General features: G+C 61.4%; 12 protein-coding genes and 1 pseudogene. 9 read left to right on the plus strand and 4 right to left on the minus strand.

Annotated features, from left to right (window positions below):
• Positions 1 to 2: 2 nt before the first annotated feature.
• From pfkA to elyC, 3 genes are all read right to left on the minus strand, one after another.
• Positions 3 to 974 carry a 6-phosphofructokinase gene (gene pfkA / locus ACLHZ1_RS08500; RefSeq protein WP_427261719.1) on the minus strand — a complete coding sequence of 324 codons (972 nt, stop codon included), beginning with the start codon at positions 972 to 974 and terminating at the stop codon, positions 3 to 5.
• A 122-nt stretch (positions 975 to 1,096) separates the two neighbouring features.
• Positions 1,097 to 1,852, minus strand: coding sequence for a triose-phosphate isomerase (tpiA, locus tag ACLHZ1_RS08505; RefSeq protein ID WP_111911896.1), 756 nt, complete (start codon positions 1,850 to 1,852; stop codon positions 1,097 to 1,099).
• Positions 1,853 to 1,987: 135 nt separating this feature from the next.
• A complete protein-coding gene (elyC, locus tag ACLHZ1_RS08510; protein ID WP_427261733.1) occupies positions 1,988 to 2,773 on the minus strand; it encodes an envelope biogenesis factor ElyC in 786 nt (261 codons plus the stop codon).
• Positions 2,774 to 2,901: 128 nt separating this feature from the next.
• Here elyC and cmoM point away from each other — a divergent pair, with 128 nt between their 5' ends.
• The 5 genes from cmoM (at position 2,902) to ACLHZ1_RS08535 (ending at position 10,839) form a co-directional block, all read left to right on the plus strand.
• On the plus strand, positions 2,902 to 3,678 hold the full coding sequence (cmoM, locus tag ACLHZ1_RS08515) for a tRNA uridine 5-oxyacetic acid(34) methyltransferase CmoM (RefSeq protein WP_427261720.1): 777 nt from the start codon (positions 2,902 to 2,904) through the stop codon (positions 3,676 to 3,678).
• 114 nt (positions 3,679 to 3,792) lie between these two features.
• Positions 3,793 to 5,112, plus strand: coding sequence for a chromosome partition protein MukF (gene mukF / locus ACLHZ1_RS08520; RefSeq protein WP_427261721.1), 1,320 nt, complete (start codon positions 3,793 to 3,795; stop codon positions 5,110 to 5,112).
• Positions 5,093 to 5,830 (plus strand): chromosome partition protein MukE, encoded by a 738-nt coding sequence (gene mukE, locus ACLHZ1_RS08525; RefSeq protein ID WP_427261722.1) that lies wholly within the window; start codon positions 5,093 to 5,095, stop codon positions 5,828 to 5,830. The genes mukF and mukE overlap by 20 nt, the downstream gene beginning before the upstream one ends.
• Positions 5,831 to 5,875: 45 nt before the next feature.
• Positions 5,876 to 10,303 (plus strand): chromosome partition protein MukB, encoded by a 4,428-nt coding sequence (gene mukB / locus ACLHZ1_RS08530; protein ID WP_427261723.1) that lies wholly within the window; start codon positions 5,876 to 5,878, stop codon positions 10,301 to 10,303.
• 149 nt (positions 10,304 to 10,452) lie between these two features.
• On the plus strand, positions 10,453 to 10,839 hold the full coding sequence (locus ACLHZ1_RS08535; RefSeq protein WP_427261724.1) for a septal ring lytic transglycosylase RlpA family protein: 387 nt from the start codon (positions 10,453 to 10,455) through the stop codon (positions 10,837 to 10,839).
• Positions 10,840 to 11,024: 185 nt separating this feature from the next.
• On the opposite strand, the gene ACLHZ1_RS08540 is transcribed toward ACLHZ1_RS08535, so the two are convergent.
• Positions 11,025 to 12,092, minus strand: a complete 1,068-nt coding sequence (locus ACLHZ1_RS08540) for an SDR family oxidoreductase (protein ID WP_427261725.1) — start codon at positions 12,090 to 12,092, stop codon at positions 11,025 to 11,027.
• 100 nt (positions 12,093 to 12,192) lie between these two features.
• Between ACLHZ1_RS08540 and ACLHZ1_RS08545 the strand changes: the two genes are divergently transcribed.
• The 4 genes and pseudogenes from ACLHZ1_RS08545 (at position 12,193) to ACLHZ1_RS08560 (ending at position 14,556) form a co-directional block, all read left to right on the plus strand.
• Positions 12,193 to 13,107 carry a LysR family transcriptional regulator gene (locus ACLHZ1_RS08545; RefSeq protein ID WP_427261726.1) on the plus strand — a complete coding sequence of 305 codons (915 nt, stop codon included), beginning with the start codon at positions 12,193 to 12,195 and terminating at the stop codon, positions 13,105 to 13,107.
• Between the two features lie 301 nt (positions 13,108 to 13,408).
• Positions 13,409 to 13,650, plus strand: a pseudogene (locus ACLHZ1_RS08550) (putative quinol monooxygenase); the annotation flags it as partial.
• Between the two features lie 159 nt (positions 13,651 to 13,809).
• Positions 13,810 to 14,298: a SixA phosphatase family protein gene (locus ACLHZ1_RS08555; RefSeq protein ID WP_427261727.1), complete on the plus strand. Its 489-nt coding sequence runs from the start codon at positions 13,810 to 13,812 to the stop codon at positions 14,296 to 14,298.
• 48 nt (positions 14,299 to 14,346) lie between these two features.
• Positions 14,347 to 14,556, plus strand: a complete 210-nt coding sequence (locus tag ACLHZ1_RS08560; RefSeq protein ID WP_427261728.1) for a hypothetical protein — start codon at positions 14,347 to 14,349, stop codon at positions 14,554 to 14,556.
• Positions 14,557 to 15,213: the final 657 nt, after the last annotated feature.

The raw sequence follows: 15,213 nt of genomic DNA on the forward strand, positions 1-15,213 counted from the left end.
GATCAGAACAGGGTGGAGGAGAGGTCGTACAGCTCCTGGTTGAAGGGGCGCTGCAGGTTCTCGATGCAGTCGATGATGTCGTGGTGCACCATCTGGTTGTTCTGGATGCCGACGCAGCGGCCACCGTGGCCGGCCAGCAGCTGCTCGACCGCGTAGGCACCCATGCGGCTGGACATGATGCGGTCACGGGCACTGGGCGAACCGCCGCGCTGGATGTGACCGAGGATGGTGGCGCGGGTGTCGCGACCGGTGCGCTCCTCGATGTCCCTGGCCAGGGCGTTGACGTCGGTGACGTGCTCGCAGATGGCGACGATGGCGTGACGCTTGCCCTTGGCCTCACCCTCTTCGATCTGGCGGATCAAGGCTTCCTTGTCGAAGGCCACTTCCGGCACGATCACGTACTCGGCGCCGCCGGCGACCGCGGCAGACATGGCCAGATCGCCGCAGTGGCGGCCCATGACCTCGACCACCGAGATGCGGTGGTGGGAGCTGCAGGTGTCGCGCAGGCGGTCGATGGCGTCCACCACCACGTTCAGGGCGGTGTCAAAGCCGATGGTAAAATCGGTACCGGCGATGTCGTTGTCGATGGTGCCCGGCAGGCCGATGCAGGGGAAACCCTCTTCGGTCAGCTTCTTGGCACCCATGTAGGAGCCGTCGCCGCCGATCACCACCAGGGCATCGATGCCGTGTTTTTTCAGGTTCTCGATCGCCTCGGCGCGCACCTTGGGATCCTTGAACTCGGGGAAGCGGGCAGAGCCGAGGAAGGTACCGCCGCGGTTCACCACGTCGGAGACGCTGTGACGCTCGAGCTTGGCGATCTTGTTCTGATGCAGACCCAGGTAGCCATCCTTGATGCCATAGACTTCCAGGCCGTAATGCAGGCCGGCGCGCACCACGGCGCGGATGGCTGCGTTCATACCCGGCGCATCGCCACCACTGGTCAATACACCAATACGTTTGATTTTTTTGGTCATGAGTGCCTCTGGATCTCAAGTTGTCGAATAGGTAAGCCAGTTCTTACTATATCGGCTTTCGTATCGGCTGACGCCATACGAAAGCCGGTAAAGGAGGGGGCGTGGGGCCCCCTCCTGGCTCATTACTGGGCGGCGCCAGCGATGATCTGGGAGAAGTCGTCCACTTTCAGGGACGCACCACCCACCAGGCCACCGTCGATGTCCGGCTGACCGAACAGATCGGCTGCGGTCGCGCCAGTGACGGAACCACCGTACAGGATCTGTACCTTGGCAGCCACGGCGGCGTCGAAACCGGCCAGGTACTGACGGATGTGAGCGTGCACGGATTGCGCGATCTCCGGGGTGGCAGTCTTGCCGGTGCCGATGGCCCATACCGGCTCGTAAGCCACCACGGCGTTCTCGAAGGAGGCGATGCCGCAACGGTCGATGACGGCCTTGAGCTGGGTCTCAACCACGTTCTTGGTCACGCCGGCTTCGAACTGCTCCAGGGTCTCACCGATGCACAGAACCGGCACCAGGCCGCCTTTCTGGATGGCTTCGTACTTGGCAGCCACCACGTCGTCGGTCTCTGCGTGCAGGGTGCGACGCTCGCTGTGGCCGACCAGGGAGTAGGTGCAACCGAAGGCTTTGAGCATGGAGGGGGCGTTCTCGCCGGTGAAGGCGCCGGACTCGTGAACGTCGGCGTTCTGGGCACCGTAAGCAATCTTGCTGCCAGCGGTCAGCTGTTCAACCAGACCCAAAAAGATAACCGGCGGGCAGACGGCCACTTGCACGGAAGGATGAGCGGCAGCGGCCGGGGTCAGTCCTTTGATCAGAGCTTCGACGGAAGCTTTGGTGCCGTTCAGTTTCCAGTTACCCATTACCAGGTGCTGTCTCATCTTCTATATCTCCTAGGCATTTGATTGCGCAACATTATATGAATTGAACCGAGCCCAAGATAGCTGACCCGGCGGCAAATGACGTAATTTTTTTTCGCTTTCCTGATCCAAATCAGGAATGCAAGGCGCGATTGCTCACTCGGTGACCTGCCCACGCAAACGGGCCCACCATACCCCAATCCACTCGTGAATGGCAGCCTCGGAATACATCAGGTAACGCCCCTTGGGCAGGTAGCTGTAGAGGGGCTGCGCCACCTGACTCTGCTTGGCGGTGTAGTCTGTGGGGGCCGGCACCGCATCGAGTCCCTGACTGCGATAGAGGGCCATGGCCCTGGGCAAATGGGTGGCCGAACTCACCAGTGCCACCCGCTTGCCCTTGAGGTGGGCGCTGATGCTGACCGCCTCATCATGGGTGTCTTTGTTGTTTTCAAACAACGTCATTCGGGATCTCGCTATCCCCAGGGTCGTCGCCATGCGGGCGTTGACCTCGGCATTGGACAGCGGATCCCCGGCCACGGCGCCGGAGAAGACCAGCTCGGCCTGCGGATAGGCCAGGGCCAGGCGCACCCCTTCCAGGGTTCTGGCGAGGGAGATGTTGTTCTGCCAACTGCGTTCGGGCACCGCAGGATCGCTCACATGACCGTTGCCGAGCACGACGATGGCCTGGATGTCCGGATGCTGGCTTGTCTCGAAGGGGGGATAGGTCTGCTCCAGTGAACGGGCCAACTCATAGCTGACGGGTCTCATCCCCATCAGGGCGATGATCAGAAGCGACAGGGTCGCCAGCAGCCTGCCGCTTTTTTGAAAGCGGGTGAACCAGAGCAGCACGAGCGCCAGCAGCAACAAGGAGAGAGAGAAGGGGAGCGGCATCAGCAGATGACCCAGCCATTTCTTGATGACAAAGAAGTTGAGCTCGAACACGACAGACACGTCCTTGAGTTTTCAGCAAATTCGGGATGTGACAGAATACCCCTCTTTTTTCCTGTGGCCCAATCCTGTGTGGTTCCTCCTGCGGCCCTCATGGCGGGGCGGTCGAAGATGAGTGTGTCTTGAAGCAAGATCAGAGTTTTGACGGGCGCGCGGACAAGTTCGCTCGCAACATTTACGACTCCACCAAGGGGCGCATTCGCACCACCATTGTCTGGAGCGACATCGAAGCCTGCCTGGCACGCCTGGGCAACCGGCCCCTGCGCATCCTGGATGCCGGCGGCGGCTTTGGCTACTTCGCCCAGAAGCTGGCGGCCATGGGCCATCAGGTGGAGCTGTGCGATTTGTCGGCAGAAATGCTGGATCTGGCCCGGGAGCAGATCGCCCAGAAGGGCTTGGAAGACAGAATTCGTCTCATCCATTGCCCCATTCAGGATCTCAAGCACCAGGTGACCGGCACCTTCGATCTGGTGCTCTGTCACGCGGTACTGGAGTGGCTCGCCGAGCCGCGCCAGACCTTGCTGGGTCTGTTCCCTTTCGTCAAGGCTGGGGGCATACTGTCGCTGCTTTTTTACAATCGTCACGGCCTGCTGTTCCAGAGCCTGGTGGTGGGCAATTTTGACTATGTGCGCCTGGGCCTTCGCAAGAAACGCCAGACCGCCCTGACCCCCACCAATCCCCAGCTGCCGGAGCAGGTCTACGACTGGATAGGGCGGGGGGGATTGCGGATCATCGGCAAGACGGGGGTGCGCGTCATCCACGACTACATGCGCCACAAGCAGGATCAGGTCGAGAAGTTCGAGGACCTGCTGGCCATGGAGCAGCACTATTGCCGCCAGGAGCCCTTTGTTTCCCTGGGGCGCTACATCCATGTGATGGCCCAGAAACCGGCCGGTTGAGACACACAGACGTGAATATGATGCGGGATCCAGCCGCCGGGGCGCCACCGACCTCGGCCTATATCACCACGGCGGGCGAAGACCTGCCGACTATAACAACGAGATGATAACGTCATGATGAGTACATCCCGTACCCTGCCAGAGACGGTGGGATGGGTCAGACAGGAGGGGTTGGCGCTGAACCTCCCCACCGACAGGCTGGCCTTTCTGATAGCGATCAAGACGCTCTCCGAGGACGAGTCTGATCTCTCGGAGGCCGCGCTGCACGATGCCTTTGGCTATGTCAGCAGTGCCTTCGGCCAGATGGACGAGACCCTCACAGGTCGCGCCAACAACGCCATCAACGATCTCGTCCGCCAGCAACTGCTGTCGCGTTTCACCACCGACATGGTGGCGGGGGAGAGCCTCTACCGCCTGTCGCGCCTTGGCATGAGCATCGTCGATTTCTTCATGGATCAGCGCCAGGTGGACTCCATCAAGCTCTCCATCCTGCTCGAGCACCTGGCCGCCGAGCTCGACACCGCCCGCAAGGCGGCGCTCGAGACCAACACCCGGGAGCAGTGGGACGCCGAGGTGCTGCCGCGCCTCTCCTTCTCCCTGGAAGAGACGCTTGGGCGCATCGATCTCACCCAGCGCGCCATGGACGAGCAGCAAAACCAGGTCAAGAGCGAGATCGCGGCCCTGCTGACCCAGAACTGGGTCGATGCCATCCACAGCTGCGAGAAGCTCCTGCACGAGACCGGCCAGACCCTGCGCGAGTTGCAGGACACCCTGGACGCCGCCGGCCACCGCCTGCAGGCGGGGCTGCTCAACATTCAGGAAGCGGCCCAGGGGCGTGAGGATCTGTTCCACGTGGAGGAGCTGACCCACGCCCTGCAGGGGCGTCTCGACGTCATCACCGCCTGGGGCCAGCAGTGCATCGAGCTCTGGTCCCGTTATGACAGGCACGTCCACAAGTTCATCCGCAACGCCATCGACATGGACAAGAACCGCGCCTTCAGCCAGCGGCTGCGCGAATCCATCCGCAACTTCGAGCAGCATAACTGGCTGCTTCGAGTGGCCGAGGAGCCCCGCCTGCTGGAGCTGCGGGATGAAACCATCGCCATCCACGACGAGGAGGTGACCGGCGAGGTGCCCCTCGAGATGGAGTACGTGGAGATGGTGGACATCAACCAGGAGCTGGCGGAGCGCATCGAGCGCTATCTGGCCCGCTACCCCGAACAGGGCCATCAGCTGGATCTTGCCGACGTGCTGCGGGAATACCTACTGGACTACCCGGCCCATGCCCACTTCGACGTGGCGCGCCTCCTGATCGATCAGGCCGTGCGTCTCGGCCATGCCAGCGGTGAGCGCGAGCACCACCGCCAACCCGCATGGAAACCCATCAACCAAGCTGGATCCAAGGTTCAGGCCTATGTCATCGATCAATACTGAATTCCCCTTGCCCCTGCGCCTCGCAGAGGCCATCGCCAACCCCTTGTTTCCGCGCATCGATACCGCCCTGCGCTCCGGTCGCCACATCAGTGCCGACGAATTCGAGCAGCACTCGGCCCTGGTGGAGTACCACCAGGAGCTGGAGATCTTCTACGGCCGCTATCAGGTGGAACTCATCAAGGCGCCTGAGGGCTTCTTCTACCTGCGCCCGCGCCCCAGCGCCGACATCGGCACAACAGTTTTATCCGAGCTCGACATGCTGGTGGGCAAGGTGCTCTGCTACCTGTTCCTGAGCCCAGACCGTCTCGCCTCTGAAGGGGTGTTCGCCATGGGCGAGCTGCAAGAAGAGGTGCTGGGTCTGGCGGACGAGAAGCAACTGCTGCGCATGGTCAACAGTCGCTCCGGCGGCACGGATCTGGACAAGAAGAAGCTGCTCGAGAAGATCCGCACCTCCATGCGTCGCCTCAAGCGCCTCGGGATGATCACCGCCCTTGGCAACAGCGACAAATTCCGGGTCAACGAATCCGTGTTCCGTTTTGCCGCCGACGTGCGCTCCGACGAGGATCCCCGCGCCGTGCAACTGCGGATGATCCAGGAAGGGGAGGCCATCTTCCACGACGACGAGATGCCGAGCAGCGATTCGCTGTTTGACGACATCGAGGGAGATTTGGATGAAGAGCAGCTGGAGCTGGAGGTGGAAGATGATCTGCAACGTTAATGTGCCGGCACTGATGGTGTCTGCCGGTTTGATGGAGAGTGTGGCGTGAGAGGCAAATTCAAATCCCTGACCATGGTCAACTGGAACGGCTTCTTCGCCCGCACCTTCGATCTCGACCAGCTGGTCACTACATTGTCCGGCGGCAACGGCGCGGGCAAGTCCACCACCATGGCGGCCTTTATCGCGGCCCTGATCCCGGATCAGTCCCTGCTCCATTTCCGTAACACCACGGAGGCGGGCTCCTCCAGCGCGTCCCGTGACAAGGGGCTCTACGGCAAGCTGCAGCGCGGCCACTGCTATTCCCTGCTGGAAGTGATGAACAGCCGCGAGCAGCGGATCTGGGTCGGCGTGCACCTGGAGCAGGTGGCCAATCGCGACAACAAGGTCAACATCACCCCCTTCGCCCTGGTGGATGTGCCCTCGCAGCTGCAACCCACGGATCTGCTGCTGGAGAAGCTCGACGACGGCAAGGGGCGGGTGCGCGCCTTCGCCGATCTGAAGGGGGCGGCAGCGGAGCTCGGCGCCATCAAGGTCGCCAAGTTCAATACGGTGACCGATTATCACAACTTCATGTTCGAGTTCGGCATCACCCCGAAGAAGCTGCGGGATCAAAAGGATCGCGGCAAGTTCTATCGCCTGATCGAGGCCTCCCTCTACGGCGGCATCTCCTCATCCATCAGCCGCTCCCTGCGGGAATACCTGCTGCCGGAGAACTCCGGCGTGCGCAAGGCGTTCCAGGACATGGAGGCGGCCATCTACGAGAACCGCCGCACCCTGGAGGCCATCAAGGAGACTCAGGGTCAGCGGGATCTCTTCAAGAACCTGATCACCGAGACCACCCACTATGTGGCGGCCGAGTATGTGCGGGGCGCCGCCGAGAAGAGCCGGCTCTCCGAGCTGGCCCTGAAGGCGCGCGCTGAGCTCGCCGGCAAGCGTCGCCTGCTGGCGGAAGAGAAGCAGCGCGCCATCTATCTGGCGGACGAGGTGGATCAGCTCACCAACCGCGAGAAATTGCTGACCGACGAGCTGGAATCCGCCGCCGAGCACCTCTCGAAGGTGATGGCGGCCGTCAACTTGCAAAAGAAGATAGAGCTGTATCGCGCCGATCTGCGGGAGCTCAACGACAAGCTGGAGCAGCAGCAGGCGGTGGTGGAAGAGATCCATTGCCAATTGCTGGAGGTGGAAGAGCGCAAGGAGCTGGCCCAGGGGGAAGTAGACAGCCTCAAGACCCAGCTCGCCGACTACCAGCAGGCGCTGGATATCCAGCAGACCCGGGCCATCCAGTACCGTCAGGCGGTGCAGGCCCTGGACAATGCCCGCGAGCAGTGCGAACTGCCGGGGCTCGAGCCTGCGCAGGCGAGCGACACCCTGCACCAGTTCCGCGCCGCCGAGCAGAGCCTGACCAGCCGCGTATTGGGCGCCGAGCAACAGCTGGCCCTGGCGAAAGCCGCGGTGGCCGAGCACGAAGCGGCCCTGGCGCTGCTGCTCAGCATCGCTCCCGAGACAGTGCGCGAGGCCGCCTGGCCCACCGCCCAGGCACTGCTCAAGCGTCACATCGAAGACAAGGCCCGCGTCAATCAGGGGCAGGGTCTGCGCGCCGCCCTGGCTCGCCTCGAGAAAGAGAGCGAAAGCCAGAAAAATCTCTTCAAGCTGCGTGACGAGCTGCAGCAGGCCTCTGGCCAGCTTATTGCCAGCCAGGACGAGCTGGAGTTGTTTCTGGAAGCCCAGCGCACCCGTCAGGAGGAGCTGGCCGAGCAGCAGACGGAGGCGAACCAGCGCCGCGCCAGCCTGGAGCATCAGGGCACCCAGCTGGGTCGCGATATCGCGGAACTGACCAAGCTGGCTCCGCGCTGGCTGAAATCCTTTGAAAAACTCGAGCAACTGCGCGAGCAGAGCGGTCTGCCGCTGACTACCGCCGAAGAGCTTTCGGCTGGCATGCAGAGCGTGCTCGACAAGGAGCGGGAGTTCGAGCAGGAGAGCAACCGCATCGCGGGGCAAAAACAGGCCCTGGAGCTGCAAATTCGCAACCTGCAGCTGGGGGCCGGCGAGGCGGATCCCCGTCTTGCCCGCATCGCCGAGCAGGTGGGTGGGGTGCTGCTCTCCGATGTCTATGACGATATCTCCATCATTGATGCCCCTTACTACTCCGCGCTCTACGGCCCGGCTCGCAGCGCCCTGGTGGTGCTCGACCTGGAAGGTGCCATAGAGCGACTGAAAAAGCTGGAAGATTGCCCGGAAGATATCTACCTCATCCAGGGCAACCCCGACTCCTTTGACGAGGATCTGGTGGAAGCGGACGAACTGGGGGACGCCGTGCTGGTGCGCACCAGCAAGCGTCAGGTGCGCTTCTCCCGCTACCCCGAGCTGCCGCTCTTTGGCCGCGCCGCCCGGGAGAAACGCATAGAGCAGCTCGACCTTGAGCGGGAAAATCTTATCGAGGGCTACGCCAAGGCCGCCTTCGAGCAGCAGAAGTACCACCGACTCTACGGCCATTTTCGCGACTTCATCGGCCAGCATCTGGATATCGCCTTCCTGCCGGATCCTGAAAATCAGGTGCAGAGCAAACAGGCCGAGCTGCGCGCGCTGCAAGGGGCCATCGGCGAGTGCGACAAGCAGCTGAGTGAGGCCAAGGCGGCCGCCGCCCAGCTGACCCGATATATCCAGCTGGTGCAGGGGATGCTGCCCTTTGCCCATCTGTTTGCGGAGGCCGACTTGGCCGCCCGTCTCGAGGCGGCCCACGCCGACGTGGAGGCGCTTAAAACAGCCGAAGCCTTTATCGCCAGGCACGGCAAGGGGCTCGAGAAGCTCGAGACCCTGGTGCAGGTGCTGCGCCAGGATCCGCAGGATCTCGCGGCTCTGCAGGCGGCGTATGATGAGGTGAGCGACCTGCTGGCCGAGCAGAAGCGCCGTTGCTACGCGCTGGATCAGCTGGTGGCCCGTCTGCCGCACTTTGCCTATCAGGACGCACAAGACCTGCTCGGCAAGGCCTCGGAGATGAGCGAGCGGCTCAAAGAGAAGCTCAAAGCCGCCGAGCTGGCGGCCCGCACCGCCGGTGAGCAGCACAAGCAGATTGCCCAGCGCCACACCGAAGCGCTGCAACTGCGCACCGCGCTCGATTCCAGCGCCTCGGCCAAGGGCCAGACCCTGGCGGAGTTCGAGCAGGAGCTGGGGGCCATGGGGCTCACCCTGTCGGACGACATGGAAGAGAAATCCCGCGCCCACAAGAAAGAGATTGAAGAGCTGCTGATCCGCACCCGTTCCCGCCGCACCAGCGCCGAGGCCCAGTTGCAGGTGACCAAGCGCGAGATTGAATCCCTGGGCGGTCGTCTCAAATTGGAGGGCAAGGACTACTTCGGCGCCCGTAAATCCCTGGTGGGCCACAAGGCGAACTGGTCGCGGGTGGTGCGTCTGGCGCGAGAGACCGATGTCGAGAAGCGCCTCAACAAGCGCGAGCTGGCATATCTTGACAGCGACGAGCTGCGCTCCATGTCGGACAAGGCCCTCGGCGCCCTGCGGGTGGCGGTGGCCCACGACGAGGCCCTGCGCGATGCGCTGCGCCTCTCCGAGGGCAACCGCAGCACGGAGCAGAAGGTCGCCTTCTACGTGCAGGTCTACCGTTACCTGAAAGACCGCATCCGCAACGACATCATCCGCTCGGACGATCCTGTGGAGGCCATCGAGGAGATGGAGATCGAGCTGGCGCGGCTTGCCGACGAGCTCAAGCAGCGGGAGAACCATCTGTCCCTCTCCTCCCACGAGGTGGCGGCCAAGATCACCAACATCATACGCCGCGAGCAGAACCGCATCCGGGTGCTCAACCAGGGGCTGCAGAACATCGCCTTCGGCCTGGTGCGCGGGGTACGCCTTAACGTCAACATCCGCGAGGCCCACACCCGCCTGCTGACCGCGCTCGCCGATCAGAGCGCCATGCACAACGATCTGTTCGCCGACAAGGAGCTCAGCTTCTCCGAGGCCATGGCCAAGCTCTTCCAGCGCCTGAACCCGCAGATAGAGCAGGGAGAGCGCAACTATCAGGTGATGGGGGACGTGCTGCTGGACTATCGCAACTACCTGGAGCTCGAAATCGAGGTGCAACGTGGTGCCGATGGCTGGCTGCGTGCCGAGAGCGGGGCCCTCTCCACCGGCGAGGCGATAGGTACAGGTCAGGCCATCCTGCTGATGGTGCTGATCAGCTGGGAGGAGGAGTCCCGCCGTCTGCGCGGCAAGGACATCGCCCCCTGCCGTCTCTTGTTCCTCGACGAAGCGGCGCGCCTGGATGGCAAGTCCATCGCCACCCTGTTCGAGCTGTGCGAGCGCCAGGACATGCAGCTGCTTATCGCGGCGCCGGAGAACATCAGCCCCGAGAAGGGCACCACCTACAAGCTCATCCGCAAGGTGCAGGGCAAGCACGAGCACGTGCACGTGGTGGGGCTGCGGGGCTTCGGTTTCGCCGATGACAAGCTGATCGCCTGACCTCTTCCCCTGACAGGGGCTGACGGGTGAACACACAAACGGGAGGCTTGGGCCTCCCGTTTTCCATGGGAAATATGAGAGAGTAGGCCCCTGTTCACGGGATCCCGACTGGCGAGGCTGGTCGCTCTGTCCCATCGAGGAAGCAACGCATGACGACGTTACAAAAAGGGCTGCTGGCCTCCCTGTGCCTGCTGCTGGCCGCCTGCAGCAGCCAGCCTGATGCGGGCAGTGCGGGCAACGGGCGTGGTTATACCCAGACGGGGCTGGCCTCCTACTATGCCGATCGCTACCACAACAAGCGAACCGCAAGCGGCGAGCCCTACCAGAAGAGCGTCAACACCGCCGCCCATATGACGCTGCCCTTCGGCGCCATGGTGCGGGTGACCAACCTTGCCAACGGCAAGAGCGTGGTGGTGCGGGTCAATGACAGGGGCAACTTCCCGAGGGGACGAGTGATCGATCTCTCAAGGGCCGCCTTCAGCAGCATAGGCAACACCCGATCGGGCCTTCTCAAGGTCAAGGTCGAGGTGTTGTAGGGGCCGTTGTCGGGTCTGCCACGGGTAGGCGCCGCCCATTGCACGTCGCAAGTTGTCATGCTGGCCATGCGGGGGCATGCTTTGAATCGGCCGGGGTGTCTGCGAAGCCAAGCAAGAAGGGCTCACCAGGGGAAAGGTCTTCACCCATGGGGCCAACGTGATGGACCGGCCTCACTCTCACCGGCTTAACCAGGAATGATCCTTTCCTCTTTCAGCCTGTCAAACAGCTGGATAAATGAATCGAGCGTGCTGCAATAGCCCGTAAATCCCGCTCGGCGACTTTTGCTCATGTCGGTGAATACCTCCATGGGTCGCCCCAGGTCCGCATCGGTATGCCACCAGGAGACCAGCTTGTTGATATCCGGCTCCCGGAGCCGATGCTGGCTGGCAATCTCTGCCCAGGCTTCCTGCGCACCTTGCATCCGGCTCTCCAGCGGCATCATAGGGTCCATGCCCCCCTGGGATTCGATGCCAAAATACGCTGCCAAGCGAGGCCACAGCCAGCTCCAACGGAAAACATCGCCGTTGGCAATGTTGAAATCCTCGTTCGCTGCCGCCGGGCTGCCTGCCGCCCAAGCCAACTGCTCGGCCAAGAGAGTGGCACTGGTCACGTCGGACACGCCATGCCATTGCGCGCGAGAGCCAGGAAACATAAAGGGCCACCCTTTCTCGCGGCACAGGGTGGCGTACACCGCCAGCGTCTGCCCCATGTTCATCGCGTTGCCCAATGCGTAGCCGATGATGGTGTGCGGGCGATGTACGCTCCAGCGATAGCCATATTTTTCTGCGCCGGAAAACAGCTCGTCTTCCTGTGCATAATAGAAATTCTCGACTGGCTGGCGGCCCTGCTCCTCCCGAAAAGGGGTGACCGGCACTGTCCCTTTGCCATACGCATCAAAGGGGCCAAGATAATGCTTCAGGCCGGTTACCAGCGAGACGTGAGCATTCGCGAGTCTGTCGCCAAGGGCCTCGATGACATTCCTGATCATCTCGCCGTTGACCCGAATGTTTTCGCTCTCCGTCTCCTGACGGGCCCAGACGCTAAAGAACAGGGCGTCCGGCGTGATCGTTTTCAACGCCTCGTTCACGGCGGCGGCATCCGTCAGATCCGCCAGCAGAGTGACGCAGCCATCTGGCGCGTCTGTGCGCCCTCGGGACAAGCCAGACACGGCCCAACCCTCATCCATCAGTTTCTCTGCCAGTGCACGTCCGATGACCCCACTCACACCGACAATCAACGCTGTTTTCTGCATATTCGTTTCCTCAGGTTGGTGTAGTGATTAGACTAATAAAGAATTTAAATATCATCTCTGGCATTAATTCACATGATTCATAACCTGAGTTCATCAATAAGTGCATGATCAACGACTGAAAGACATCATCCCCTTCGTCACGAGCGTCGAGAGGGGCAGTTTTACCGCCGCCTCGGAGCACCTCCATGTGACGGGCTCCGCTATCAGCAAGAGCGTCAGTCGGCTGGAGGCAAGACTGGGTTCACTCTTGCTGGAACGAACCACGCGGCGTTTGACCCTGACCGATGCCGGACATGCGTACTACCAGACGTGCATACGCATCCTAGAAGAACTGGCCGAGGCGGAATCCGTGCTGGCCGCGCACCGCACCATCCCTTCCGGGCGTTTACGTCTGGCATTGCCAAGCACCTATGGGCGGTTGTGTGTCATGCCACACTTGCTCCCTTTCTGCCAACAGCACCCCGAGGTCGCGTTAAGCCTGACGTTTTCAGACCGCTTTGTTGACTTGTTTGAAGAGGGGATTGATGTCGCCGTGCGGATCGGTGACACGGGGGATCTGCCCGCATCCCTTGGTTGTCGCCACCTTGGCCGTGAGAGCATGGTGTTCTGCGCGTCCCCCGCTTACCTTGCCAGAGAAGGCAAGCCACAGAGTGTGGAGGCGCTGCTGCAACACAGGGCCATCCTCTACGAGCGCGTTGACGGCACCACTAAACCCTGGCAATTCATGGCTGAAGATGGCCATTCAAACTGGCGTTCTGTGCCCTATCGCGTCTCCCTGGGGGATGTGGATGCGCAGGTGCAGGCAGTGTGCGCCGGCCTGGGGGTGGCGCAGATGCCGACTTGGTTGATACATGAACCACTGAAGTGCGGTGAACTCGAGATTATTTTACCCGAGTTGCAACCCGCGGGCCTGGCATTGACGCTCGTCTGGCCACGGCGCAAACAACGGCTACCCAAGGTGGATGCGCTGTTGGCCGTGCTGGGTGAGCTGAACATTTCTGAATCCTTGATCTGAACGCCCCAGGCTGGATCGCCAACAAGCGCCTATGGCTAGGTGTGATGTGAGGTGTTTGGGCAAGAGGACGGTGCGCTATCTGCAGGCGTCTGACTGGCGAGGGCAGCATCATGCTCTCTTCAGCGCAGCGGCGTTCAGTCGCGGCAGCCTTGCCTGATATAAGGCTCTGCCATTGTGGATGGCTGCCATGAGAGGACAGGCACTTCCCTGCGTGTTGATGATGTGACAGTGGAGGAGTCGGGATGAAGAGAGAGTCTCGGACAAGATAGTGTCGATCGCCGTGCTCAAGGCCAAAACCGGCATGAGAGAGCGCCTGCGCCACTGCTCGCGCTGATCTGCCCCACCTGCCGGGAGCCCGGCAACCTCGATGATGTGCTGTTCGAGCTCAAAGACGAACCCGGCACCTTCTACATGCGGGAAACCTTCGTCAATCAGGCCGCCCTGGATGCCCACTGCGAGACGGATTATCTCCAAGGCTTCGCCCGCCAGGCGGACGACTTGCTGGCAGAGCCCCTGCGACGGGTCTTCATGGAGGAAGTGAGCCCGCTATCGGCCATGGCTGAGCGCCTCTCCTGTCTTTTCCCTAGGCTTGTAAGCGGCGCGGCTTCGCTATGATTGAGATGGCGCAGTGACAGGGACTAGGCACCTGGTCATTGGCCAAAGCGGGCACTGGGCCCATGGTCAGTCGCAACGGGAGGCATCATGAAGAGAACCCTTGTGCTGGTGCGGCACGGCAAGTCCAGTTGGGAGCAGGGACTGCCTGACAGGGCGCGGCCGCTCGCCGAGCGGGGCCTGCGCGACGCGCCCCTGATGGGCGCCCGGCTGGCGCACGATAAGGTGAGGCCCGATCTCATACTATCGAGCCCCGCCAGCCGGGCCTTGTCGACGGCCCATATCATGGCCGAGGTGCTCGGTTACCCGCCAGGGGAGATAGTCACGGACGAGCGGCTCTATGGCAGCGATGCCGGGGCCCTGCTGGCGGTACTGGGTGAGCTGGGTGACGGGTTCAGGTGCGTCATGCTCTTCGGTCACGATCCCGAGTTCACCGAGCTTGCCCACCGCTTTTCCGGCAAGATCACCCGGATGCCGACCTGCGCCGTCGCCCGCTTCACTTTTAATGCTCCCTCCTGGTCGGTTGCCGTGTCGCAAAAGCCGCTGACGGCCGTGTTCGACTATCCGAAAAAGGGGTAGAGCACAGGGCTGTCGCTCACCGGGGGCAAGGAGGCGTGGGCGCCTGACATGCTAGAGATGAGCGAAATGCACCATGGCATTGGTTCCCAGGCAGGTGCGCCCTCTGCGCTGATGGAGGTCTTTCGCCGAGCAGACATAGCCGACGCCCTGCCCGGAATCGTTTGCATGGGGATATCCAAGGGGTTAATTTTCCAGCTGAAGAGCGTATTTCTGAAAGCGGGTTTTCATCTACGTCTGTTGCAACTGGGCGGCAAATAATTTATTAACCACCCCTTTAATCCATTACCCAGGTTACGCCGATCATTCATCAGCCTCTGGGACAGCGCGCATCCTGCTTGCCGGCCGACAAGAAAAGACGCCATGGTCAATGTGACTGTCGTGCCGGGAGGCATAATTAAACAATTTCGCCTCTCTATTAATAGTCGCCGATAAATTCCTTGCATGCGGAGGGTGCTTGGCAGGATAATTTTTTGCTCGACGTTTTTTATTATAAATATTCAGCAGGGGATAATATTAATATATTTGAACAGACAGACCCTTCGCGCAGGCGATATGGGTTGGCGGCCTTTATTGGATTGGTGGCAGGGATTGTCTCTGCTTTTGTAAAGTGGGGGGCTGAACATGTGTTGCCTCCTCGCAGCCCAAGCGACCTATTCAATGCAGCATGTTCGCCTGAGTCATTGCTCCGGGCCGCAGATCAGATCGATTGTTCTAGAAACTTTCTCAACCCTCCTTACGTATTTCTACGGGACTGGTTGGGGGTGATTGATCCTAATGAAGCGATCTACACCTTAACCATCCCCTCATATGAGCGAGGCGTGGCGCGGCTTCTGAGGTATGATCGCCATCCTTGACCAGCTAATACCCAACAGACTATCCCCATGTTTAACCACGAACTAATCCTCAACCACATCG

It is taken from the genome of Aeromonas sobria (assembly GCF_050266975.1).
GTDB classification, from domain to species: domain Bacteria; phylum Pseudomonadota; class Gammaproteobacteria; order Enterobacterales; family Aeromonadaceae; genus Aeromonas; species Aeromonas sobria_B.